The organism is Pseudomonas sp. Pse1, assembly GCF_024519635.1.
In the GTDB taxonomy this organism is placed as follows: domain Bacteria; phylum Pseudomonadota; class Gammaproteobacteria; order Pseudomonadales; family Pseudomonadaceae; genus Aquipseudomonas.
The window spans coordinates 157,190-181,766 of record NZ_JALJRO010000007.1 but is presented as its reverse complement, the minus strand read 5'-3'; the positions used below and the strand labels follow the sequence as shown (position 1 = coordinate 181,766).

Annotated in this window: 21 protein-coding genes; 9 read left to right on the top strand and 12 right to left on the bottom strand. The window is 62.0% G+C overall.

Annotated features, from left to right (window positions below; translation table 11 throughout):
- The first annotated feature begins 1 nt into the window (after position 1).
- From NR126_RS13080 to fabI, 4 genes are read left to right on the top strand one after another with little or no spacing between them, the layout of a single operon-like run.
- The gene (locus tag NR126_RS13080; RefSeq protein ID WP_027616501.1) at positions 2 to 1,075 is read left to right on the top strand and encodes a microcin C ABC transporter permease YejB; all 1,074 of its coding nucleotides are present in this window, start codon (positions 2 to 4) and stop codon (positions 1,073 to 1,075) included.
- A gap of 1 nt (position 1,076) precedes the next feature.
- Positions 1,077 to 2,096: an ABC transporter permease gene (locus NR126_RS13075; protein WP_027616500.1), complete on the top strand. Its 1,020-nt coding sequence runs from the start codon at positions 1,077 to 1,079 to the stop codon at positions 2,094 to 2,096.
- A gap of 1 nt (position 2,097) precedes the next feature.
- Positions 2,098 to 3,708, top strand: a complete 1,611-nt coding sequence (locus NR126_RS13070) for an ABC transporter ATP-binding protein (protein ID WP_256830381.1) — start codon at positions 2,098 to 2,100, stop codon at positions 3,706 to 3,708.
- Between the two features lie 19 nt (positions 3,709 to 3,727).
- Positions 3,728 to 4,522 carry an enoyl-ACP reductase FabI gene (fabI, locus tag NR126_RS13065; protein ID WP_027616498.1) on the top strand — a complete coding sequence of 265 codons (795 nt, stop codon included), beginning with the start codon at positions 3,728 to 3,730 and terminating at the stop codon, positions 4,520 to 4,522.
- Positions 4,523 to 4,665: 143 nt separating this feature from the next.
- On the opposite strand, the gene NR126_RS13060 is transcribed toward fabI, so the two are convergent.
- Both NR126_RS13060 and NR126_RS13055 read right to left on the bottom strand, forming a co-directional pair.
- Entirely contained in the window at positions 4,666 to 5,949 is a 1,284-nt protein-coding gene (locus NR126_RS13060) for a Zn-dependent hydrolase (protein WP_027616497.1), read from the bottom strand.
- A gap of 91 nt (positions 5,950 to 6,040) precedes the next feature.
- Entirely contained in the window at positions 6,041 to 7,525 is a 1,485-nt protein-coding gene (locus NR126_RS13055) for an NCS1 family nucleobase:cation symporter-1 (protein WP_027616496.1), read from the bottom strand.
- Positions 7,526 to 8,143: 618 nt separating this feature from the next.
- Between NR126_RS13055 and hydA the strand changes: the two genes are divergently transcribed.
- The 3 genes from hydA to preA all read left to right on the top strand — a co-directional run bounded on the left by hydA (position 8,144) and on the right by preA (position 12,369).
- Positions 8,144 to 9,583 carry a dihydropyrimidinase gene (hydA, locus tag NR126_RS13050; protein ID WP_027616495.1) on the top strand — a complete coding sequence of 480 codons (1,440 nt, stop codon included), beginning with the start codon at positions 8,144 to 8,146 and terminating at the stop codon, positions 9,581 to 9,583.
- Between the two features lie 144 nt (positions 9,584 to 9,727).
- Entirely contained in the window at positions 9,728 to 11,095 is a 1,368-nt protein-coding gene (locus NR126_RS13045; protein ID WP_177433258.1) for an NAD(P)-dependent oxidoreductase, read from the top strand.
- Positions 11,095 to 12,369, top strand: coding sequence for an NAD-dependent dihydropyrimidine dehydrogenase subunit PreA (gene preA, locus NR126_RS13040; RefSeq protein ID WP_027616493.1), 1,275 nt, complete (start codon positions 11,095 to 11,097; stop codon positions 12,367 to 12,369). The genes NR126_RS13045 and preA overlap by 1 nt, the downstream gene beginning before the upstream one ends.
- A gap of 132 nt (positions 12,370 to 12,501) precedes the next feature.
- Here the strand turns inward: preA and NR126_RS13035 are convergent, their stop codons facing one another.
- Complete coding sequence (locus NR126_RS13035) at positions 12,502 to 13,122, bottom strand: TetR/AcrR family transcriptional regulator (RefSeq protein WP_027616492.1); 621 nt, start codon at positions 13,120 to 13,122, stop codon at positions 12,502 to 12,504.
- Between the two features lie 122 nt (positions 13,123 to 13,244).
- Here NR126_RS13035 and copC point away from each other — a divergent pair, with 122 nt between their 5' ends.
- Positions 13,245 to 13,610 carry a copper homeostasis periplasmic binding protein CopC gene (gene copC, locus NR126_RS13030; RefSeq protein ID WP_027616491.1) on the top strand — a complete coding sequence of 122 codons (366 nt, stop codon included), beginning with the start codon at positions 13,245 to 13,247 and terminating at the stop codon, positions 13,608 to 13,610.
- A gap of 3 nt (positions 13,611 to 13,613) precedes the next feature.
- The gene (gene copD / locus NR126_RS13025; protein ID WP_027616490.1) at positions 13,614 to 14,474 is read left to right on the top strand and encodes a copper homeostasis membrane protein CopD; all 861 of its coding nucleotides are present in this window, start codon (positions 13,614 to 13,616) and stop codon (positions 14,472 to 14,474) included.
- Here the strand turns inward: copD and NR126_RS13020 are convergent.
- The 9 genes from NR126_RS13020 to NR126_RS12980 all read right to left on the bottom strand — a co-directional run bounded on the left by NR126_RS13020 (position 14,471) and on the right by NR126_RS12980 (position 24,562).
- Entirely contained in the window at positions 14,471 to 16,198 is a 1,728-nt protein-coding gene (locus NR126_RS13020) for a NahK/ErcS family hybrid sensor histidine kinase/response regulator (RefSeq protein ID WP_027616489.1), read from the bottom strand. The two genes, copD and NR126_RS13020, sit on opposite strands and share 4 nt — an antisense overlap.
- A complete protein-coding gene (ercA, locus tag NR126_RS13015; RefSeq protein WP_027616488.1) occupies positions 16,182 to 17,345 on the bottom strand; it encodes an alcohol dehydrogenase-like regulatory protein ErcA in 1,164 nt (387 codons plus the stop codon). The genes NR126_RS13020 and ercA overlap by 17 nt, the downstream gene beginning before the upstream one ends.
- Positions 17,346 to 17,487: 142 nt before the next feature.
- Positions 17,488 to 18,630 (bottom strand): pyrroloquinoline quinone biosynthesis protein PqqE, encoded by a 1,143-nt coding sequence (gene pqqE / locus NR126_RS13010; protein ID WP_256830377.1) that lies wholly within the window; start codon positions 18,628 to 18,630, stop codon positions 17,488 to 17,490.
- The gene (gene pqqD, locus NR126_RS13005) at positions 18,608 to 18,880 is read right to left on the bottom strand and encodes a pyrroloquinoline quinone biosynthesis peptide chaperone PqqD (RefSeq protein WP_027616486.1); all 273 of its coding nucleotides are present in this window, start codon (positions 18,878 to 18,880) and stop codon (positions 18,608 to 18,610) included. The genes pqqE and pqqD overlap by 23 nt, the downstream gene beginning before the upstream one ends.
- A complete protein-coding gene (gene pqqC / locus NR126_RS13000; RefSeq protein ID WP_256830376.1) occupies positions 18,877 to 19,629 on the bottom strand; it encodes a pyrroloquinoline-quinone synthase PqqC in 753 nt (250 codons plus the stop codon). Before pqqC ends, pqqD begins: the two co-directional genes overlap by 4 nt.
- Before the next feature lie 112 nt (positions 19,630 to 19,741).
- Entirely contained in the window at positions 19,742 to 20,656 is a 915-nt protein-coding gene (gene pqqB / locus NR126_RS12995; protein WP_256830375.1) for a pyrroloquinoline quinone biosynthesis protein PqqB, read from the bottom strand.
- 55 nt (positions 20,657 to 20,711) lie between these two features.
- On the bottom strand, positions 20,712 to 20,783 hold the full coding sequence (gene pqqA / locus NR126_RS12990; protein WP_003253598.1) for a pyrroloquinoline quinone precursor peptide PqqA: 72 nt from the start codon (positions 20,781 to 20,783) through the stop codon (positions 20,712 to 20,714).
- Between the two features lie 249 nt (positions 20,784 to 21,032).
- Positions 21,033 to 22,553: an aldehyde dehydrogenase family protein gene (locus NR126_RS12985; protein WP_105754578.1), complete on the bottom strand. Its 1,521-nt coding sequence runs from the start codon at positions 22,551 to 22,553 to the stop codon at positions 21,033 to 21,035.
- A gap of 233 nt (positions 22,554 to 22,786) precedes the next feature.
- Entirely contained in the window at positions 22,787 to 24,562 is a 1,776-nt protein-coding gene (locus NR126_RS12980; RefSeq protein ID WP_105754579.1) for a PQQ-dependent methanol/ethanol family dehydrogenase, read from the bottom strand.
- Positions 24,563 to 24,577 lie beyond the last annotated feature (15 nt).

The window sequence follows — 24,577 nt, the reverse complement described above, 5'->3', positions numbered from 1 at the left end:
GATGCTGGCCTACATATTACGGCGACTGCTGCTGATCATTCCTACCCTGTTCGGCATCCTGCTGATCAACTTTGTGATTATCCAGGCCGCGCCCGGTGGCCCGGTGGAGCAGATGATTGCCAAGCTCGAAGGCTTCGAAGGCGCCACCAGCCGGATTGCCGGTGGCGGTGCCGAAGTCTCGGTGGCTGGCTCCAGCTATCGCGGCGCCCAGGGCCTGGACCCGGCGCTGATCAAGGAAATCGAGCAGATGTACGGCTTCGACAAGTCGGCGCCGGAACGCTTGTGGATTATGATCAAAAACTACGCGCGCCTGGATTTCGGCGACAGCTTCTTCCGCGATGCCAAGGTGATCGACCTGATCAAGGAGAAGATGCCGGTGTCGATCTCCCTCGGCTTGTGGAGCACCCTGATCATGTACCTGGTGTCGATCCCCCTGGGGATCGCCAAGGCCACGCGACACGGCAGCCATTTTGACGTCTGGACCAGTTCGGCGATCATCGTCGGCTATGCGATCCCGGCGTTCCTGTTCGCCATCCTGCTGATCGTGGTGTTCGCCGGCGGCAGCTACCTCGATTGGTTCCCCCTGCGCGGCCTGACCTCGAACAACTTCGACGAACTGAGCCTGGGTGGCAAGGTCCTCGATTACTTCTGGCACCTGGCGCTGCCGGTGACCGCCCTGGTGATCGGCAACTTCGCGACCATGACCCTGCTGACCAAAAACAGCTTCCTCGACGAGATCAACAAGCAGTACGTGGTCACCGCCAAGGCCAAGGGCCTGACCCGCCACCGGGTGCTGTACGGCCATGTATTCCGCAACGCCATGCTGCTGGTAATCGCCGGTTTCCCCTCGGCCTTCATCGGGATTTTCTTCACTGGCTCGCTGCTGGTGGAGGTGATCTTCTCCCTCGACGGCCTCGGCCTGATGAGTTTCGAGGCGGCGATCAACCGCGATTACCCGGTGGTCTTCGGTACCCTGTTCATCTTCACCCTGCTGGGCCTGGTGGTAAAACTGATCGGCGACCTGACCTACACCCTGGTCGACCCACGTATCGACTTCGAAACCCGGGAGCATTGAGATGAACCTTTCCCCTCTCAATCGACGCCGTTTCGAGCTGTTCAAGGCCAACAAGCGCGGCTGGTGGTCGCTGTGGATCTTCCTCGTGCTGTTCGGCCTGAGCCTCGGCGCCGAGCTGATCGCCAACGACAAGCCGCTGGCCGTGCACTACGACGGCGAGTGGTACTTCCCGGCACTCAAGCGCTATCCAGAGACCACCTTCGGCGGCGAATTCCCGCTGGAAGCCAACTACAAGAGCCCGTACATCCGCGAGTTGCTCAAGGCCAAGGACGCCTGGACCCTGTGGGCGCCGATCCCGTTCAGCTACCAGAGCATCAATTACGACCTGAAAGTCCCGGCCCCCGCGCCGCCGTCGGCGGATAACCTGCTGGGCACCGACGACCAGGGCCGTGATGTGCTGGCCCGGGTGATCTACGGTTTCCGGGTATCGGTGCTGTTTGCCCTGACGTTGACCGTCCTCAGTTCGATCATCGGGGTGATCGCCGGTGCCCTGCAGGGCTTTTATGGCGGCTGGGTCGACCTCGCCGGGCAGCGTTTCCTGGAAATCTGGTCGGGCTTGCCGGTGCTGTACCTGCTGATCATTCTCGCCAGTTTCGTGCAGCCCAACTTCTGGTGGCTGCTGGGAATCATGCTGCTGTTTTCCTGGATGAGTCTGGTGGATGTGGTCCGTGCCGAGTTCCTGCGTGGGCGCAATCTCGAATACGTGCGTGCCGCCCGGGCGCTGGGCATGCAGAACGGCGCGATCATGTTCCGCCATATCCTGCCCAACGCCATGGTCTCGACCATGACCTTCATGCCGTTCATCCTCACCGGCGCCATCGGCACCCTGACCGCCCTGGACTTCCTCGGCTTCGGTTTGCCGGCCGGCAGTGCGTCCCTGGGTGAGCTGGTATCCCAGGGCAAGTCCAACCTGCAGGCGCCGTGGTTGGGTATCAGTGCCTTTGCGGTACTGGCGGTGATGTTGAGTTTGCTGGTGTTTATCGGCGAGTCCGCTCGCGATGCCTTCGACCCGAGGAAGTGAAATGAATCAGGACAATCTGATCGAAGTGCGCGACCTCAGCGTCGAGTTTGGCATCGGCGACCGACGGCATCGGGTGGTCGAGGGTGTCAGTTTCGACATCAAGCGCGGGGAAACGCTGGCACTGGTCGGCGAAAGCGGTTCGGGCAAGTCGGTCACCGCGCACTCGATCCTGCGCCTGCTGCCCTACCCCCTGGCCCGTCACCCCAGCGGCAGCATCCACTACTCCGGGCATGACCTGCTGAGCCTGAAAGAAAAAACCATCCGCCACATTCGTGGCAATCGCATCGCGATGATTTTTCAGGAACCCATGACCTCGCTGAACCCGCTGCATTCGATCGAGAAGCAGATCAACGAGGTGCTGGGGATCCACAAGGGTCTCACCGGCAAGGTCGCGACCCAGCGCACCCTGGAATTGCTGGAACTGGTGGGCATCCCTGAACCGCACAAACGCCTCAAGGCTCTCCCCCACGAATTGTCCGGCGGCCAACGACAGCGGGTGATGATTGCCATGGCCCTGGCCAACGAGCCGGAACTGCTGATCGCTGACGAACCGACCACCGCGCTGGACGTCACCGTGCAGCTGAAAATCCTCGATTTGCTCAAGGATTTACAGGCGCGCCTGGGCATGGCGCTGCTACTGATCAGCCACGATTTGAACCTGGTGCAAAGAATTGCGCATCGGGTATGTGTCATGCAGCGCGGTTGCATCGTCGAACAGGCATCGTGTGAGGAATTGTTTCGCGCGCCACAGCATCCGTACACCCGTGAATTGCTGGCAGCGGAGCCCAGCGGACGCCCGGCGAGCAATGAAATCGGCCCGCCGCTGCTGCAAGTCGAGGACCTGAAAGTCTGGTTCCCGATCAAGAAAGGCTTTATGCGCAGCACCGTCGATTACGTGAAGGCGGTGGACGGAATCAACTTCAGCCTGCCCCAGGGCCAGACCCTGGGCATTGTCGGCGAGAGTGGTTCGGGCAAGTCGACGTTGGGCCTGGCGATACTGCGTTTGATTGCCAGCAAGGGCGCGATCCGTTTTGAAGGCAAATCGCTGGACAGCCTGACGCAGCAACAGGTCAGGCCGCTGCGGCGGGAGATGCAGGTGGTGTTCCAGGACCCCTTCGGTAGCCTGAGCCCACGCATGTGCGTGAGTCAGATCGTCGGCGAAGGCCTGCGAATTCACAAGATCGGCACGGAAGCAGAGCAAGAGCAGGCTATTATTGCCGCGCTCGAGGAAGTAGGCCTGGATCCGGACACCCGGCACCGCTACCCTCACGAATTTTCCGGTGGGCAACGGCAAAGAATCGCCATTGCCCGGGCATTAGTGCTAAAACCGGCGTTGATTTTGCTGGACGAGCCGACTTCGGCCCTCGACCGCACCGTGCAACGCCAAGTGGTTGAACTGCTGCGCAGACTGCAGAGCAAGTACAACCTGACGTATCTGTTCATCAGCCATGACCTGGCTGTGGTGAAAGCGCTGAGCCACCAATTGATGGTGGTCAAGCATGGCCAAGTGGTCGAACAAGGTGCTGCGCAAGCGATCTTTGCCGCACCGCAACATCCCTATACCCAGCAGTTGCTGGAGGCCGCCTTCCTGGCCCCAGCATCAGCCGAATAACCTGAAAGAGGAGCAACACATGGGTTTTCTCGCCGGTAAGCGCGTACTGATCGTCGGTGTCGCCAGCAAGCTGTCCATCGCATCCGGCATCGCTGCCGCCATGCATCGCGAGGGCGCTGAGCTTGCCTTCACTTATCAGAACGACAAACTCAAGGGTCGTGTCGAAGAGTTCGCACAAGGCTGGGGTTCGAGCCCTGAGCTGTGCTTCCCGTGCGACGTGGCCAGCGATGAAGAAATCGCCAAGGTCTTCGAAGCCCTGAGCCAGAAGTGGGACGGCCTGGACTGCATCGTGCACTCCGTGGGCTTCGCCCCGGGCGACCAACTGGACGGCGACTTCACCGAAGCCACCACCCGTGACGGTTTCCGCATTGCCCACGACATCAGCGCCTACAGCTTCGTGGCCCTGGCCAAGGCCGGTCGCGAAATGATGAAAGGCCGCAACGGCAGCCTGCTGACCCTGTCGTACCTGGGCGCCGAGCGCACCATGCCGAACTACAACGTCATGGGCATGGCCAAGGCTTCCCTGGAAGCTGGCGTGCGTTACCTGGCCGGCTCCCTGGGCCCGGACGGCACCCGCGTGAACTGCGTATCGGCTGGCCCGATCCGCACCCTGGCGGCTTCCGGCATCAAGAACTTCCGCAAAATGCTGGCCGCCAACGAAGCGCAAACCCCGCTGCGTCGCAACGTCACCATCGACGAAGTCGGCAACGCCGGCGCCTTCCTGTGCTCCGACCTGGCGTCGGGCATCAGCGGTGAAATCATGTATGTAGACGGTGGTTTCAACACCACGGCTATGGGTAACATCGAAGAGTAATCTTCGGCTATTAGTTGATCATTGTGGGAGCGAGCCTGCTCGCGAAGGTCTCAAGGTCACCGCGCCTTAGCTGAAAAAGCGCGTTATCGTTGACGACCTTCGCGAGCATTCGAGCGTCGACCGGCTGCTCCCACATGGTTTTGTTATCCCTTGCCATGCCCCCCGGCCACCGTCGCCGACGCCGCCAACATCGCACGCAACAACACCGCACACCCAGCCGCCAGATCATCCGGTGCGGCATTCTCAATCTCGTTGTGGCTGATCCCCCCCTCACAAGGCACAAATATCATCCCCGCCGGGCCCAGTTCCGCGAGGAAGATCGCGTCATGTCCCGCGCCGCTGACGATGTCCATGTGCGACAAACCCAAGCCTTGCGCCGCCCCGCGAACCGCCTCGACGCAGTCCTGGTGGAAGTACAGCGGTGGGAAATCGGCGGTGGGCGTCAGTTCGTAACTCAGGCCGTGTTCCTCGCAGGTGGTTTCGATCACCTGGCGCACTTCGGCGATCATCGAGTCTAGGCGCTCCGGTTGCAGATGACGGAAATCCAGGGTCATGCGCACCTCGCCCGGGATCACGTTGCGTGAGCCGGGATAGGCCTGCAGACACCCGACGGTGCCGCAGGCATGGGGCTGGTGCCCCAGAGCTGCGCGATTGACTGCACCGACGATCACCGCAGCACCCACCAGGGCATCCTTGCGCAGGTGCATCGGGGTTGGCCCGGCGTGGGCCTCGACACCGCGCAGCTTAAGGTCGAACCACTTCTGCCCCAGCGCGCCCATGACTACACCAATAGTCTTGTGCTCATCTTCAAGAATCGGCCCCTGTTCGATATGTGCTTCAAAGTAGGCACCGACCTTGTGCCCACTGACTTTACGCGGACCGGCATAGCCAATCGCGTTGAGTGCCTCCCCCACCGTTACGCCCTCAGCGTCGACCTTGGCCAGGGTTTCCTCCAACGTAAATTTCTCGGCGAACACCCCGGATCCCATCATGCACGGGGCGAAGCGCGAACCTTCTTCGTTGGTCCAGACCACCACCTCCAGTGGTGCCTCGGTTTCCACGCCCATGTCATTCAGGGTGCGCAGCACCTCGACACCGGCCAGAACACCGAAACAGCCGTCAAACTTGCCGCCGGTGGGCTGGGTGTCGATGTGGCTGCCAGTCATGACCGGCGGCAGGTCGGGATTGCGTCCGGGGCGGCGGGCAAAGATGTTGCCCACCGCGTCCACGGTGACCGTGCATCCGGCGTCCTCGCACCAACCCACGAAAATGTCCCGGGCCTGGCGATCGAGGTCGGTCAGCGCCAGGCGACAGACGCCGCCCTTGACCGTGGCGCCGAGCTTGGCCAGTTCCATGAGTGACTGCCACAGGCGGTCGCGGTTGATGTGCTGGTGGCTGGACTGCAGAACGTCTACGGCCGCGTTCATGGTGATCTCCTCGGGGTTGTTCTTATGGGTTCGTTCAGGTGGTTTTTGGGTGGGTTTGAGGGCCCCTTCGCGAGCAGCGGAACGCCGCCCACTACACCGCAGATTTCGCCACCGATTGACTGGAGCGCATCGAGCACAGCCCGTAGTAAATCAGGCCGCCCAACGCCGAACCAGTGAACCAGCCGTAGCTGTAGAACCAGTTGAAGACATCACTGCCCAGCGACAGCAGAGTCAGCGCCACAGGCACCGCGAAGGCAATGAAGCCGTACCAGTTCCACGCCGGATAGACGTCATCGCGGTACAGGCCGGCGAGATCGAGTTGCTGTTTCCTGATCAGGAAATAGTCCACCACCATGATCCCGGCGATCGGCCCCAGCAGGCTCGAGTAGCCCAGCAGCCAGTTGGAATAAACCGACTCGAGGCTGATTTCGGAGACGATCCAGCCGAGCTTTTTCAGCAGCTCATGGCCCATCAGCGCCAGGCCCACCAGACCGGTGAGCATTACTGCCTTGGTGCGGTTGATCAGCTTCGGCGCGAGGTTCTGGAAGTCATTGGTGGGCGAGACGATGTTGGCGGCGGTGTTAGTGGACAAAGTGGCGATAATGATCAGCGCCATGGCCAGTGCGACCCACGCCGGGCTCTGGATATGGCCGATCAGTGACACCGGATCCGAGACGGTCACCCCCACCAGTTTTTCCGAAGCCGCAGTCATCACTACGCCGAGGGCGGCGAACAGGAACATGGTCAACGGCAGGCCCATGATCTGCCCGACAATCTGGTCCTTCTGGCTTTTCGCATAACGGCTGAAGTCCGGGATATTCAACGACAGCGTGGCCCAGAATCCGACCATCGCGGTCAGGCCGGCAAAGAAATAACTCCACAGGCTGGCGCCCTCGGGCCGTTTTGGCGGCTGGGCCATGAGTTCGGTCAGCGACACGTTAGGCATCGCCCACACCAGCAGGCCCAGGCCCACCAGCACCAGCAGCGGCGCAGAAAGGGTTTCCAGCCATTTGATCGACTCGGCGCCGCGCAGCACCACCCACAGGTTCAGCGCCCAGAACAGCATGAAGCCGATCACCTCCCCGGTGCCGCCGAGCCCCTTCCAGTCGGCCGACAGCGAGCCTAGAAACAGGTGGATCGCCAGCCCGCCGAACATGGTCTGGATGCCAAACCAGCCGCAGGCCACCAAGGCGCGAATCAGACAGGGTACGTTGGAGCCAATCACCCCGAAGGACGAGCGCAGCAACACCGGAAATGGAATGCCGTACTTGGTGCCGGCAAAGGCGTTGAGCGTGAGCGGGATCAGCACGATGACGTTGGCCAGCAGAATCGCCATCAGCGCTTCGCCGACACTCAGGCCGAAGTAAGCCGTGAGCACGCCGCCAAGAGTGTAAGTCGGTACGCAGATCGACATGCCAACCCATAGCGCAGTGATGTGCCACTTGTTCCAAGTGCGCTCGTGGACCTTGGTCGGGGCAATGTCGTGGTTGTATCGGGGGCTGTCGAGGACGTCGCTGGCGGCCTCGAGTTCGTAGAGTCCGTCACGCTCGGTGACTTGCGATCTGTTCTGTTGCATGGCCGCTCCACTGTTCTGATTATTGTGCTCATCGGGTTGGCCAGCGGCGATCCGCTGACCTGACGATGGCCGGAGAACTGACAACATTTACCGACCGGCCAAGGTGCCAGCGGCGGCAATCAATAACTGTGCCGCAGGCTCCGTTGACGGTTGCAACGGCTCGGTAAAATCCATGTAAACAACTGATACCCATAACTTTTATATCTACAGTCGATCCCGCTGCGACTACTTGATCGGGCACTCAGGCTAAATGTCGGTCAAATGATCGGAACTTCCAGGATCCAAACTGGTGCGCTTTATTTATAGGCGTTTTTTTCGTATGCCACGAACCTACCGCAAATAGCTGATTGCACATGAGAAATCTTGACCATATTTGGATCCTGTCAAGTTCGTCAAATTGGTGAGGGACCGCACCAAATTGCGGATTTACATATTTAATCATTTAAAATCATATAGTTAATCAGGCTATAAGCTTATAAAAAATATTCTTGCTCAATCTGACATCACCAGCTAGCGTTTAATCTTGACAGCGCTGACAGGAATATAACCCACGCAGCCTGCCTCATATAAAAACACTTAGAACCGGCATAAGCCGGTCTTGCCTGCGAGGAACTCGGAATGTCTCTGTTGATCCGTGGCGCCACCGTTGTTACCCATGATGAAAGTTATCGCGCCGATGTCCTGTGCCATAACGGATTGATCGCCGCCATCGGTGACAATCTTGATGTTCCCGCAGACTGCGAAGTGCTCGACGGCAGCGGCCAATACCTGATGCCCGGTGGCATCGATCCCCACACCCACATGCAATTACCCTTCATGGGCACCGTGGCCAGCGAAGACTTCTTTAGCGGCACTGCGGCCGGCCTGGCCGGTGGCACCACCTCGATCATCGACTTCGTGATTCCCAATCCGCAGCAATCCTTGCTGGAAGCCTTTCACCAATGGCGCGGCTGGGCGCAAAAGTCCGCCTCTGACTACGGCTTTCATGTGGCGGTGACCTGGTGGAGCGAGCAGGTCCGCGAAGAGATGGGCGAGTTGGTGAGCCAGCACGGGGTCAACAGCTTCAAGCATTTCATGGCCTACAAGAACGCGATCATGGCGGCCGACGACACCCTGGTGGCCAGTTTCGAGCGTTGCCTGGAACTCGGTGCCGTGCCCACCGTGCACGCCGAAAACGGCGAGCTGGTGTTCCACCTGCAACGCAAACTGATGGCCCAAGGCATGACCGGTCCCGAGGCGCATCCGCTGTCGCGCCCCTCTCAGGTCGAAGGCGAAGCTGCCAGCCGGGCGATCCGCATCGCCGAAACCCTCGGCACTCCGCTGTACCTGGTGCACGTCTCGACCAAGGAGGCACTGGACGAAATCACCTATGCCCGTAGCAAGGGCCAGCCGGTCTACGGCGAAGTCCTCGCCGGGCACTTGCTGCTGGACGACAGCGTCTACCAGCATCCCGACTGGAACACCGCTGCAGGCTACGTGATGAGCCCGCCGTTCCGCCCACGCGGCCATCAAGAGGCGCTGTGGCATGGCCTGCAGGCAGGTAACCTGCACACCACCGCCACCGACCACTGCTGCTTCTGCGCCGAGCAGAAAGCCGCCGGCCGCAACGATTTCAGCAAGATCCCCAACGGCACCGCGGGTATCGAAGACCGCATGGCGGTGCTCTGGGATGAAGGGGTCAACACCGGACGCCTGTCGATGCAGCAGTTCGTCGCCCTGACCTCCACCCACACCGCGAAGATCTTCAACCTCTACCCACGCAAAGGCGCGATTCGCGTCGGTGCCGATGCCGACCTGGTGCTCTGGGACCCTGAGGGCACTCGCACGATCTCGGCCAAAACCCATCATCAGCAGGTCGACTTCAACATTTTCGAAGGCAAGACCGTGCGCGGCGTGCCCAGCCACACCATCAGCCAAGGCAAGCTGGTCTGGGCCAACGGCGACCTGCGGGCCGAGCGTGGTGCCGGACGCTATATCGAACGGCCGGCCTATCCGGCGGTGTTTGATTTGCTCAGCAAGCGGGCGGAGTTGAACAGGCCCGTGGCTGTGAAACGCTGAAGCCGTCATTCGCTGGCAAGCCAGCTCCTACAGTTTGAAATCGAAGTGCAATCCCCTGTGGGAGCGGGCTCGCCCGCGATAGCCATACAAAAAAATCACCTGCCCACCAGAGGCAGCACCTCAAATAACCGTGAGGCCACCACCGTGATCCCGACCCTCAACCACTTGCCCCATCCCCTCGAGGATGGGGCCACCCTCGCCGGCCACTTCACCGACCTGGCGCCCCCTCTTACCCCACGCCAGGCCGAGGTCGAAGCCTCGCGCTGCCTGTATTGCTACGACGCCCCCTGCGTCAATGCCTGCCCGAGCGAGATCGACATTCCGTCGTTCATCCGCAACATCCATCAGGACAACGTCCAGGGCGCCGCGCAGAAAATTCTCTCGGCAAACATCCTCGGCGGCAGCTGTGCCCGGGTCTGCCCCACCGAAATCCTCTGCCAGCAAGCCTGCGTGCGCAACAACGCCGCAGAATGCGCGCCGGTGCTGATCGGCCTGCTGCAACGCTACGCCATCGACAACGCGCAGTTCAGCGAGCATCCCTTCCAGCGCGCACCAACGACTGGCAAGCGGATTGCCGTGGTCGGTGCCGGGCCCGCCGGGTTGTCCTGTGCCCACCGTTGCGCGATGCACGGCCACGACGTGGTGATCTTCGAAGCGCGGGAAAAAGCTGGCGGCCTCAATGAGTACGGGATCGCCAAGTACAAACTGGTGGATGACTTTGCCCAGCACGAAGTGGACTTCCTGCTGCAGATCGGCGGCATCGAAATTCGCCATGGCCAGCAACTGGGCAACAACCTCAGCCTGAGCGAACTGCATCAACAGTTCGACGCGGTATTCCTCGGCCTCGGCCTGGCTGCCAGCAAACAATTGGGCCTCGCCGATGAAGATGCTCCGGGGCTGCTGGCCGCCACCGAGTTCATCCGCGAACTGCGCCAGGCCGATGACCTGAGCCAATTACCGCTGGCCCAACACTGCATCGTCCTCGGTGCCGGCAACACCGCGATCGACATGGCGGTGCAGATGGCCCGACTCGGCGCCCGTGACGTCAACCTGGTGTATCGCCGTGGTGTCGAGGACATGGGCGCCACCGACCACGAACAGGACATCGCCAAGGCCAATCAGGTGCGGCTGCTGACCTGGGCCCAGCCCGAGGAAGTGCTGCTCGACAGCAACGGCCAGGTGCGCGGCATGCGCTTCGCCCGCACGCGCATGGACAGCGGTCGCCTGGCCACCACCGGCGAGACCTTCGAACTGGCCGCCGACGCTATCTTCAAAGCCATCGGTCAGGCTTTCGATGACCAGGCGCTGAGCGATTCCCTGGCCGCTCAACTGCAGCGTACCAATGGCCGGATTCAGGTCGACGAACAGATGCGCACCAGCGTTCCCGGGGTCTACGCCGGCGGTGACTGCACCAGCCTCGATCAGGACCTCACCGTGCAGGCGGTGCAACACGGCAAGCTGGCCGCACAAGCGATCCATGCCCAACTCATGCTCAATGTGGAGGCTGCGTAATGGCCGATCTCTCGATTGTCTTCGCCGGCATCAAAGCCCCCAATCCGTTCTGGCTGGCCTCGGCGCCACCTACCGATAAAGCCTACAACGTGGTCCGCGCGTTTGAGGCCGGCTGGGGTGGCGTGGTCTGGAAAACCCTCGGCGAGGACCCGGCGGCGGTCAACGTCTCATCGCGTTACTCGGCGCATTTCGGCGCCAACCGCGAGGTCATGGGCATCAACAACATCGAGCTGATCACCGACCGCTCGCTGGAAATCAATCTACGCGAGATCACTCAGGTCAAGAAGGACTGGCCGGACCGAGCGCTGATCGTGTCGCTGATGGTGCCCTGCGTCGAAGAGTCGTGGAAAAACATCCTGCCGCTGGTGGAGGCCACGGGCGCCGACGGCATCGAGCTGAATTTCGGTTGCCCCCATGGCATGCCGGAACGCGGCATGGGCGCGGCGGTCGGCCAGGTGCCGGAGTACGTCGAGCAAGTCACCCGCTGGTGCAAGACCTATTGCTCACTGCCGGTGATCGTCAAGCTCACGCCCAACATCACCGACATCCGCGTCGCCGCCCGCGCGGCTCACCGTGGCGGCGCCGATGCGGTGTCGCTGATTAACACCATCAACTCGATCACCAGTGTCGACCTCGAGCACATGGTCGCCCTGCCCACCGTCGGCAGCCAGAGCACCCACGGTGGCTACTGCGGCTCGGCGGTCAAGCCGATTGCGCTGAATATGGTCGCGGAAATCGCCCGCGATCCACAGACCCAGGGCCTGCCCATCTGCGGTATCGGCGGCATTGGCAGTTGGCGCGACGCCGCCGAATTCATCGCCCTGGGCAGCGGTGCGGTGCAGGTGTGCACCGCGGCGATGCTGCATGGTTTTCGCATTGTCGAAGACATGAAGGACGGCCTGTCACGCTGGATGGACAGTCAGGGCTATCGCAGCATCGCCGACTTCTCCGGGCGCGCCGTGGGCAACACCACCGACTGGAAGTACCTGGACATCAACTACCAGGTGATCGCGAAAATCGACCAGCAGGCCTGTATCGGCTGCGGTCGTTGCCATATTGCCTGCGAAGACACCTCCCACCAGGCCGTGGCCAGCCTCAAACAAGCCGACGGCACCCACAAGTACCAGGTGATCGACGACGAATGCGTGGGCTGCAACCTGTGCCAGATCACCTGCCCGGTACAGGACTGCATCGAGATGGTGCCCAAGGACAATGGCAAGCCGTTCCTCGACTGGAACCATGATCCGAGGAATCCGTATCACGTCAGTGCTTGAGTGCGGCGGCGCCTGCCAGGCCGCCTTCGCGAGCAGCGGAGCGCCGCCCGGGCGGCGCTCCGCTGCTCGCGAAAAACTTCTGGGCGCCGCGCACATTCAGGATGAACACATCATCGTTGTGCCAAATCACCCTCACAACCCCAACCCAATCCCCCGCAAAATCACACTCGTCACCGTCTGCACCGCTTTCTCGAACTGCATATCCGAAAGCGGCTGATGGTCATTGAGAATATTCACCTGATGATCAAAGTCAGCGTAGTGCTGGGTCGAGGCCCAGATCATGTAGAGCAGGCTCGAAGGCTCCACCGGCAGGATGCGTTTGTCGTCGACCCACTGGCGGATTTTCGCTTCTTTCATTTTTGCCCAATCGTAGAGACTGGCATCCAGGGCTTCGCCGAGGGTCGGGGCGCCGTGGATGATTTCGTTGGCCCAGACTTTCGAGCCATAAGGCCGGCTGCGTGAGTGCTGCATTTTTGCGCGGATGTAGCTGCTCAACACCACCCGCGGGTCATCGAACATCTCGAAGCACAGCGCGTCCTGTTTCCACACTTCCAGCAGGTCGAACAGCACCGCGCTGTAGAGTTCGGTCTTGGTGCTGAAGTAGTAATGCAGGTTGGAGCGCGGCAGTTGCACTTCGCGGGCGATGTCGGCCATGGCCGTGCTGCCGAAGCCTTTCTCGGCGAAGACCTTTTCGGCCGCCAGGAGGATTTTTTCGACGTTGCTGCGACGGATCTCGATCTTGTGATTGCCCATGGGGGCTCCCTGAGAACGGCATGGTCCAAGACTAGCATTGGCACAGGACGAAACGAAACGTCGTGCGCTGCGCCAGCCAAGGCTAAACTGCGGTATTTCGATCAATCACATAGGTGCCTCTCATGCTGCTGAAAAATGCCCTGACCACTGCCGCCCTGCTCGGCTCCTTGCTGGTGGCCTCTTCGGTCTGGGCCCATGCCCACCTGAAAAGCCAGGTGCCGCCAGCGGACAGCACCGTCAGCGCGCCCGCTGACGTACGCCTGGTGTTCTCCGAAGGCATTGAAGCAGCGTTCACCCAGGTCACCCTGACCAAGGATGGGGTCGCGGTGCCGGTCAAGAGCATCGTCACCGAAGGCAGCGACAAGAAAACCCTGGTGGTCACTCCGGTGGCACCTCTGGCGCCTGGCAGCTATCAGGTGCAATGGAATGCGCTTTCAGTCGACACCCACAAAAGCAAAGGCAGCTACGGCTTCAAGATCGGCGAATAACCCATGATCGATGGCATGGTGCTGTTGCGCTTTGTGCATTTCAGCCTGGTATTGACCCTGTTCGGTGCCTGGCTGTTTCGACCGTTACTGATCAAGGACAATACCCCGCTGTTGGATCGCCGCTTGCTGCGTCTGGCGCGCTGGTTGACCTCACTGGCGCTGCTCAGTGGTGTGGCCTGGTTGTGGCTGATCAGCGCCAGCATGGCCGGTTCAACGCTGCTGGAGGTAGATACACCGACGCTGCAGTTGGTACTCGACAAGACCTTTTTCGGCCAGGTCTGGCGCTGCCATTTGCTGCTCAACGCCCTGCTGCTGGCGCTGTTGTGGACGCCCTGGCATTCGCGCCACTGGCCGCGCCTGAGCCTTGGCGCGCTGCTGCTGGCAACCCTGGCCCCGGTCGGCCACGGCGCCATGCTCGACGGCCTGAGCGGGCAGTTGCTGATCCTCAATCAGATCGTCCACCTCAGCTGCGTCGCCGCCTGGCTCGGCGGTTTGCTGATGCTGGTGCTGATTTTGCGCCAGCCCGAGGGACATGACCTGAGCACCATCCTGCGACGTTTCAGTGGGGTCGGCTACGGGCTGGTGGCGGGCCTGGTCATCACGGGCCTGATCAACGTGCGGGTGCTCACTGGCGCCTTCTGGCCCACCCCGCTGCTGTCCGGCTTTGCCTTGATCCTGATGATCAAGGTGCTGCTGGTGTTGGCGATGCTCGGCCTGGCCCTGTTCAATCGGCTGCGCATCGACCAGTGCCAACAGCGCCTGGGCGTGTTGCGCGCCAGCGTTCAGTTGGAGTGGCTGCTGGGGCTCGGCGCGGTGGCAGCGGTGGCGTTGCTTGGGACGCTACCGCCGATGATCGCCGGCTAAGCCAGCAACTGGCTCAACACTGCGCGCAGCTTGCCCGGCTTCACCGGTTTGTTGAGCAGCGGCGCCTCCAGCTGTTGCAATGAGCGCCGGCATTGATCGCTTCGATCGGCGGTGATAATCACCGCCGGGATCGCCTGCTGGAAATGCTCGCGCAAATGCCGCACCACGTCACAGCCAACCACCCCATGATCCAGGTGGTAGTCGGCGAGGATCAGTTCCGGCGCCTGGCCTTGCAGGTTGCTCAGGGCCGAGCTTTCGTCAGTGGCGGTCACCACTTCGCAGCCCCACTGCCCAAGTAATGCCCCCATGCTCTGCAGAATGCTCACTTCATTATCCAGCACCAACAGACGCCGCCCCGGCAGCGGATTGCCCGTGCTGGCTTGAGGAGCCGCGAGGTTGATGGGCAGCGGTACTTCGGCAGAAATCGGTACCTCGATACTGAAGCGTGAGCCGCGCCCCGGACGCGAATGCACCTGCACCGAGTAGCCGAGAATCTTGGCGATGCGCTCGACAATCGCCAGGCCCAGACCGACACCCTTGCGGTCGGCGGCGCGGCCGACATCCAGTTGGTTGAACTCAAGAAAGATCGCTTCGAGCCGGTCTGCGGCGATCCCGCGTCCGGTGTCCCAGACTTCCAGCCGCAGTTGGTCGCCACGACGCCGGGCCGCCAGCAGGATGCTGCCCTGGTCGGTGTAGCGGCAGGCATTGCTCAGCAGGTTGCGCAGGATCCGGGTCATCAGCCGCAAGTCGGTGCGAATCGCGTAGTCGCCCATGCGTACCCGCAGATTGAGACCGGCGGCCTGGGCCACCGACTGAAACTCCGAGACCAGCGGCCCGAGCAATTCATCGAGGCGATACAGCGCCACATCGGGCCTCACCGCCGACTGGTCCAGACGGGAAATATCCAGCAAGTCGGTGAGCAGATCCTCTGCCCCTTCCAGGGCCTGATGCGTGCGTTCTACCAGCACCTGCTCGACCTCCGGAAGACGTCGCTCGCGCAGGGTGGAGATCAGCAGGCGTGCGGCATTCAGCGGTTGCAGCAAGTCATGGCTGGCCGCCGCCAGGTACTTGTCCTTGCTGCGATTGGCGGCCTGGGCGGCGTCGCGGGCATCGCGCAAGTCCTGCTCGATCTGCTCACGCTGGGCGATCTGCTGTTGCAGGTTGCGGTTGGCCTCGAGCAACTCGTCTGTGCGCGCGGTCACCCGCTGCTCCAATTGATCGTTGAGTTGTTGCAGATGCTCCTGGGCCAGCTTGCGCTCGGTGATATCAGCGACAAAGCCCTCAACCAGGCCTTGCTGGTCCGGCTTGAGCAGCAGGTTCATCAGCACATCGACATGGCTGCCATCCTTGCGCCGCAGCTGGGTTTCATAGGCCAGCAGGCTGCGCTCGCGCTGCAGGATCAGGCCGATCTGCTCCAGTTCGCGGGCGCCGCCGACGAACAAGGTGCCGGCCAGGTCGGTGAGGGAAAACAGCACGTCCTGCGGATCGTCGTAGCCGAGCATTCGCGCCAGCGCCGGATTGGCCGCGCGCATGCCCTCCAGCAAACTGGCCTGGAACACCCCATGCACGGCGTTTTCGAACAGCCACTTGTAGCGATTGCGCTCGGTTTCCAGATCCTGCAAACGCGCCGCCAGCTCCGGGTAATGGCTCTTGCGCGTCGAGTGGCTGCCCAGTCCCAGTAACCCCGCCAGCGCCTGTTGCTGCTGGTCAGAGGGCTTCGCCATAAACGACCTCGACGTCACGCTGACTGGATTCGCGGGGGTTGGTGAGAATGCACGGATCGTCCATCGCGTGCTGCGACAGGAACGGAATATCCGCCGTGCTGACGCCGTGCAATCCAAGGGTCTCGTGGAAGCCGATGGCATGCTTGAGGGCGATCAGGTGCTCCACCAGACGGCCGCAGATCTGCCGGTGATTGAGGCCACGGCAATCGATGCCGAAGGTCTCGGCGATCACCTTGAAACGCTCCGGCGCCGAGCTGTAGTTGAACGCCACCACGTGTTCCACCAGCACCGCGTTGCACAAGCCGTGAGGCAGGTCGAGAAAGCCGCCGAGGCTGTGGGACATGGCGTGCACCGCGCCGAGGATCGCGTTGGAGAACGCCAGCCCGGCCTGCATGCTGCCGAGCATGATTTTCTCGCGCAGGGCAATGTCGTGGGGATTGGCAATCATCTGCACCAGATTGCCGTTGATCAGGCGCATTGCTTCCAGCGCATGGGGATCGGTCAGCGGGCCGTGGCCAGTGGAAACGAACGCCTCGATTGCATGCACCAGCGCGTCGATACCGGTACAGGCCGAGAGGAACGGGTCCATGCTCAGGGTGGTTTCCGGGTCGATCAGCGACACGTCCGGCACCACCGCCTTGCTGACGATGGAGAACTTCATGCGTTCCTGCTGGTTGGAAATGATCACGAACTGCGAGACGTCTGCGGAGGTGCCGGCGGTGGTCGGAATCAGGATCAGCGGCGGGCTCGGCACACGAATGGTGTCCACACCCTCGAACTCGAGGATGCTGCGCCCGTGAGCGACCACGATGCCGATACCCTTGCCGCAGTCCATCGGGCTGCCGCCGCCGACCGCGACAATCACGTCGCACTGTTGCTCGCGGTACAACTCGGCACCGCGCATGACCTCCTCGACCCGTGGGTTGGGCGATACGTCGCTATACAGGCAGTAATCGATATCCAACGCCTGCAGGCTGGCCTCGACATCCGCCACCCAACCGGCGGCAATCACCCCGGGATCACTGACCACCAGCACCTTGCGCGCGCCGAAACTCTTGGCGAAGTTGCCGACGTTGTGCCGGCAGCCGGCACCGAAAATGATTTCCGGGGAAACGAATTTACGCAGTTGACTGAGACTCTGGCTCATTGGAAAGCCTGTTTTTTATTGTATTGGAATGTAACCGCCACACTAAAGCATCCGTTGGCGAATGCAATGAGACCAAATGGTGGGGAGCTGGCGTTTCTGTGTGCCCCCCAGTAGGAGCCCATTCACAGGATCAAAATCGGCTTTATCCACGAAAAATCAACCGCGAGGCCTTTTCATTGCGCAGCGTCAGCTGCTCGATCCCCTGCCCCGGCGCCTCGGCTTCTTCCCGGGCCTTGAGGATGACCCCGTGATGCGCTGACTTGCTGCACACCGGGTCGGCGTTTTCGGCGTCGCCGGTGAGCATGAAGGCCTGGCAACGGCAGCCGCCCAGGTCCTTGTGTTTTTCATCGCAGGAGCGGCACGGTTCCTTCATCCAGGCATCGCCACGAAAGCGATTGAAGCCGAACGAATCATTCCAGATGTGCTCGATGCTGTGCTCGCGCACATTGGGAAAGGCCACCGGCAATTGCCGTGCGCTATGACATGGCAGTGCGGTGCCGTCGGGAGTGATGTCGAGGAACAGGTTGGCCCAGCCGTTCATGCAGGTCTTGGGGCGCTCTTCGTAATAGTCCGGGGTAACGAAAATCAGCTTGCACGGATGTCCTTCGGCTTCGAGGCGCTGGCGATAGAGGTTGGTCACCGCCTCGGCGCACTGCAACTGCTCGAGGGTCGGCAGCAGGCCGACTCGGTTGAGTTCGGCCCAGCCGTAGAACTGACAGGTGGCCAGCTCGACAAAGTCTGCTTCCAGTTCCAGGCACAGCTCGATGATGCGCTCAATGTGGTCGATGTTGTGCCGGTGGGTGACGAAGTTCAGCACCATCGGATAACCCTGGGCTTTCACCGCCCGGGCCATCGCCAATTTCTGCGCGAAGGCCTTGCGCGAACCGGCGAGCATGTTGTTCACCGCCTCATCGGCGGCCTGGAAACTGATCTGGATGTGGTCCAGCCCAGCCACCTTGAAGTCACGGACCTTCTGTTCGGTCAGACCGATGCCCGAGGTGATCAAGTTGGTGTAGTAACCCATGTCTCGCGCGGCCTTGATCAGCTCGGCGAGGTCCTGGCGCACCAGCGGCTCGCCGCCGGAAAACCCCAATTGCGCCGCGCCCATGTCCCGTGCCTCGCGGAATACCCGGATCCATTCCTCAGTGCTCAGTTCCTCGCCATGGCGGGCGAAGTCCAGCGGATTGGAGCAATACGGGCATTGCAACGGGCAGCGGTAGGTCAGCTCCGCCAGCAACCACAGCGGCGGGCCGGGCAGGGTCTCATTCGATCCAGAACTGAGCATGGGCGACCTCCAGGAATGCCAGCACGTCTTCGTCGATCCCGGGCACGCCGGGGAAGCTTTCGATCAACTGCTCGATAATCGCGTTGACGCTGCGCTGGCCGTCGAGCAGCGCAAGGATCTGCCCGGCGCTGCCATTGAGCTTGATCATGCCCTCGGGGTAAAGCAGCACATGGCAGTCCTGGCGCGGCTCCCATTGCAGGCGAAAACCCCGGCGCAGTGCCGGCACTTGTTTGCGTTGAATCAGGCTCACAGGGCGATCCCCCGGTGCCAGACGTTGTCGCCAGTCACCGTGTGGTACGGCGGACGCTCCAGCTCGTAGGCCATGCTCATGGCGTCGAGCATGCTCCACAGTACGTCGAGCTTGAATTGCAGGATCTCCAGCATGCGTTGCTGGCCGGCGGCCGTGGTGTAATGCGCCAGGGTAATGCGCAAGCCGTGCTCGACATCGCGCCGTGCCTGGCCCAGGCGGGTACGGAAGTAGTCGTAGCCGGCGCTGTCGATCCACGGGTAATGAGTCGGCCAGCTGTCGAGGCGCGACTGGTGGATCTGCGGGGCGAAGAGTTCAGTCAGCGAGCTGCTGGCCGCTTCCTGCCAACAGGCACGGCGGGCGAAGTTGACGTAGGCATCGACGGCGAAGCGAACGCCGGGCAACACCAGTTCCTGGGAGAGGATCTGTTGCCGATCGAGGCCCACCGCCTCACCGAGACGCAGCCAGGCTTCGATGCCGCCCTCGCTGCCGGGTGCGCCGTCGTGGTCCTGGATGCGCTGCAACCACTCGCGGCGCACTTCGCGGTCGGGGCAGTTGGCGAGGATCGCGGCGTCCTTGAGCGGGATGTTGACCTGGTAGTAGAAGCGATTGGCGACCCAGCCCTGGATCTGCCCACGCGTGGCGCGGCCGGCGTACATGGCTTGGTGGAAGGGATGGTGGATGTGGTAATAGGCGCCCTTGGCGCGCAGGGCGGCCTCGAATTCGGCGGGGGGCATGGGGGCTGAGGGCATCAGGTTTCTCCAGGATCTTTATTGTTAGGGCGGCCCTCATCGCGAGCAGGCTCGCTCCTACAGGTTGTGCGCTCTTCTGTAGGAGCGAGCCTGCTCGCGATTGGGTCTGCAGCTACAACTCAATACTCATCCCGTCATACGCCACCTCGATCCCCCGCCGCTGCAGCAGCGTCCGCTCGGCGGAGTCTTCGTCAAGGATCGGATTGGTGTTGTTGATGTGGATCAGCACCTTGCGCTGGCGCGGGAAACCGTCCAGCACTTCAAGCATCCCGCCCGGCCCGCTTTGCGCCAGGTGACCCATGTCGCGACCCAGGCTCTGGCCGACGCCGCTCAGGCGCATCTCGTCATCGCGCCACAGCGTGCCGTCGAGCAGCAGGCAATCGGCGCGGTCCATCCAGCCCAGCAGTTCGTCATCTATCTGGCCCAGGCCCGGGGCATAGAACAACGCCTGGCCGCTGCGCCGGTCTTCGATGAACAGGCCGATGGTGTCGCCCGGCTGCGGGTTGCCACGGTTCGGTGAATAGGGCGGCGCGTTGCTCACCAAGGGAATGGCGCGAAAGCTCAGGTCCGGGCAGGCGTCGATGTTAAAGGGCTCGCGGTCGAGGCTAATGGGCTGCCACTGCAGGCCACCATTCCAGTGCGCGAGCATGTTGAACAGGGGGAAGCCGCTGCTCAGGTCCTGATGCACCCGCTCGGTACACCACACTGAGTGCGGGCAACCTTCGCGCAGGCTCAGCAGGCCGGTGCAGTGATCGATCTGGCTGTCCATCAGGATCACCCCGGCCAGCGCCGTGTCGCGCAGCCGGCGAGCCGGTTGCAGCGCCGGGAAGCTCTCCAGTTGCGCACGAATATCCGGTGATGCGTTGCACAGCAGCCAATCGACGCCGTTGTCGCTCAAGGCAATCGACGATTGGGTGCGTCGCTGCGCCCGCAGGCTGCCGTTGCGCACGCCGGCGCACTGGCGGCAGTTACAGTTCCATTGCGGAAAACCGCCACCGGCGGCGGAACCGAGAACGCGGATCTGCATGAACATCGCTCCACAAGGCAGGCCCGGCCAACGCAACGGCTGGCCGGGTGAACAATCAACGGTTGGCGAAATACATCGTCACTTCGAAGCCAATGCGCAGATCGGTAAACGCGGGTTTAGTCCACATGGGTCATTCCTCTTCTTGTGCCGGGCGATTCCGGTACAGGCATTAATGCACGGGGGGCCGAGGTGACCGAATGCTACTTTGGAAGGAGGTTGCGGGGTGATTTGGTAGGGGGTATTGCAGGTCTTGCACAGAGCACAAAACTGTAGGAGCGAGCCTGCTCGCGATGGCGGCCTGACATTCAGCGGAGAATGTTCGGGCCCCATCGCGAGCAGGCTCGCTCCTACAAGGGGGATCGGTGAACCTTAAGAGTTAGAAGAATCCGAGCGGATTGATGTCGTAGCTCACCAGCAGGTTCTTGGTCTGTTGGTAGTGGTCGAGCATCATCTTGTGGTTCTCGCGGCCGACCCCGGACTTCTTGTAGCCACCGAACGCGGCGTGGGCCGGGTACAGGTGGTAGCAGTTGGTCCAGACGCGCCCGGCCTTGATCGCCCGGCCCATGCGGTAGGCGCGGTTGATGTCGCGGGTCCACAGGCCGGCGCCGAGGCCGAATTCGCTGTCGTTGGCGATGGCCAGGGCTTCGGCTTCGTCCTTGAAGGTGGTGACACCCACCACCGGGCCGAAGATTTCCTCCTGGAATACACGCATTTTGTTGTGGCCCTTGAGCAAGGTCGGCTGGATGTAATAGCCGCTGGACAGATCGCCTTCAAGACGCTCGGCCGCACCGCCGGTGAGCAGTTGCGCGCCCTCCTCCTGGGCAATTTGCAGGTACGAGAGGATCTTGTCGTATTGCTGCTCGGACGCCTGGGCGCCGACCATGGTCTCGGTGTCCAGCGGGTTACCGCGTTTGATCTTGACGATCTTCTTCATCACCTCGGCCATGAACGGCTCGTAGATCGATTCCTGCACCAGGGCGCGGGATGGGCAGGTGCATACTTCGCCCTGGTTAAAGAACGCCAGTACCAGGCCTTCAGCGGCCTTCTCGATGAACTGCGGTTCGGCGTTCATGATGTCTTCGAAGAAGATGTTCGGCGACTTGCCGCCCAGTTCGACGGTGCTCGGAATGATGTTCTCGGCGGCGCAATGCATGATGTGCGCGCCCACTGGCGTGGAGCCGGTGAAGGCGATCTTGGCGATGCGCTTGCTGGTGGCTAGCGCTTCACCGGCTTCGCGGCCAAAACCCTGGACGATGTTCAGCACGCCGGGAGGCAGCAGGTCGGCGATCAGCTCGGCGAAGACCATGATCGACAGCGGCGTCTGCTCGGCCGGCTTGAGCACGATGCAGTTACCGGCGGCCAGGGCCGGGGCGAGTTTCCAGGCGGCCATCAGCAGCGGGAAGTTCCACGGAATGATCTGCCCGACCACACCCAGCGGCTCGTGGAAGTGGTAAGCGGTGGTCAGTTCGTTGATTTCCGCGGCGCCGCCTTCCTGGGCGCGGATGCAGCCGGCGAAGTAACGGAAGTGGTCAGCGGCCAGCGGTACGTCGGCATTCAGGGTTTCGCGCACGGCCTTGCCGTTGTCCCAGGTTTCGGTGACGGCGAGGATTTCCAGGTTCTGCTCGATGCGGTCGGCGATTTTCAGTAGCACCAGGGAGCGATCCTGGGCCGAGGTCTTGCCCCAGGCATCCGCTGCTGCGTGGGCGGCATCCAGGGCGCGGTCGATGTCGGCAGCGCTGGAGCGCGGGAATTCGGCGATCACTTCACCCGTGACCGGCGAGGTATTGGTGAAATACTCGCCATTGATCGGGGCGACAAACTCACCGCCGATGAAGTTGCCGTAACGTGGCTTGAACGAAACGACGGCGCCTGGTGTTCCGGGTTGTGCGTAGATCATGGTGAGCCTCTGTTGGGTCGAAGCCTGTCGGGGAAACAGGCGATGCACCGATAGTAGAGAGCCCCGCGTGCCAGACGTATGCGCCGTTGGCAGGAGGGGCTCTCGTTATTTGGTAGTAAATCCTGTGGGAGCGAGCCTGCTCGCGATGACGGTGGGTCAAGCACATCATGGGTGACTGACATGGCCCCATCGCGAGCAGGCTCGCTCCCACAGGTTATCCAGCGGTCTTCAGATCAGTGCTTGGCCACCAACTCCTTCGGCAACTTGAAGGTCCAGAGCATGCCGCCCTGGTTAAAGTCCTTCACCCGCTTGGCCACTTCGCCGCCCCACAGCGGCACCGCGCCGCCCCAACCGGAGACCACCGAGACGTATTGCTCGCCGTCCATGTCCCAGGTGATCGGCGAGCCGAGGACGCCGGAGCCGGTCTGGAACTCCCAGACCTTTTCGCCGGTCTTGGCGTTGAACGCCTGCAGGAAACCTTCCGGGGTGCCGGTGAAGACCAGGTTACCCTTGGTGGTCAGGACCCCGCCCCACAGCGGCGCGAAGTTCTTGTGGCGCCAGACTTCCTTGCCGGTCTTCGGATCGATGGCCCGCAGCACGCCGATGTAGTCTTCGTTGAGCGGCTTGATGGTGAAGCCGGCACCGAGGAACGCCGCGCCTTTCTTGTAGGCGATGCCTTCGTTCCAGATGTCCATGCCCCACTCGTTGGACGGCACGTAGAACAGCCCGGTGTCCTGGTTGTAGGCCATCGGCATCCAGTTCTTCGCGCCGAGGAACGCCGGTGCGACGAACACCGAGCTGCCCTTGGCTTCGCTGCCCGGCGCCCCGGGGCGGCTAGCGTCGTTGTAGATCGGCCGACCGTCTTTGTCGAGGCCAGTGGCCCAGGTGATCTTGTCGACAAACGGGAAGCCCCGGATGAACTTGCCGTTGGTGCGGTCCAGCACGTAGAAGAAGCCGTTGCGGTCAGCGGTGGCAGCGGCCTTGATTTCCTTGCCGCCTTCCTTGTAGTTGAACGACACCAACTCGTTCACCCCGTCATAGTCCCAGCCGTCGTGGGGCGTGCTCTGGAAGTGCCATTTGATGGTGCCGTCATCCGGGTTGAGGGCCAGGCGCGACGAGGAGTAGAGGTTGTCGCCAGGACGCAGGTGCGAGTTCCACGGCGCCGGGTTGCCGGTACCGAACAGTAGCAGGTTGGTTTCCGGGTCATAGTAGCCGCCCAGCCATGGCGCCGCGCCGCCGGTCTTCCACAGATCGCCGGGCCAGGTCTTGCCCGCCTCGCCACCGGAAATGCCGTTCTCGATCGCCTTGCCGTCCTTGTACACATAGCCCATGTGGCCTTCGACGGTGGGACGCATCCACAGCAGCTCGCCGTTTTTCGGATCGTAGGCCTGGATCTTGCCAACCACGCCGAATTCGCCACCGGCGACCCCGGTGATCAGCTTGCCGTTGATCACCAGCGGCGCGGCACTGATCGAGTAGCCTTCCTTGTGGTCGGCGACTTTCTTGCTCCACACCACCTTGCCGGTGTCCTTGTTCAGGGCTACCAGCTTGGCGTCGAGGGTGCCGAAGAACACCAGGTCGCCGTACAGCGCCACGCCACGGTTGATCACGTCGCAGCACGGACGGATGTCGTCGGGCAGGCGCGCATCGTACTGCCAGAGTTTTTTGCCGGTGCGTGCGTCCACCGCGAACACCCGCGAGTAGGAACCGGTCAGGTACATCACGCCGTCCTTGATCATCGGCTGGGCTTGCTGACCGCGTTGTTTTTCACCGCCAAAGGAAAACGCCCAGGCCGGACGCAGGTCCTTGATGTTGTTGACGTTGAGGGTGTCGAGCGGGCTGTAGCGCTGACCCTGGACGCCCAGACCGTTGGTGACGATCTGCTCCGGGTTTTTCGGGTCCTGGAGAATGTCCTGGTCGCTGACGGCGGCCAGTGCCTGGCCGGACAACAGCATGGCACTGAGCAGCAGGCTCAGGACGAAGGGCTGGCGACGTGCGGGTTGTGTCATGACGGCTACCTCTGC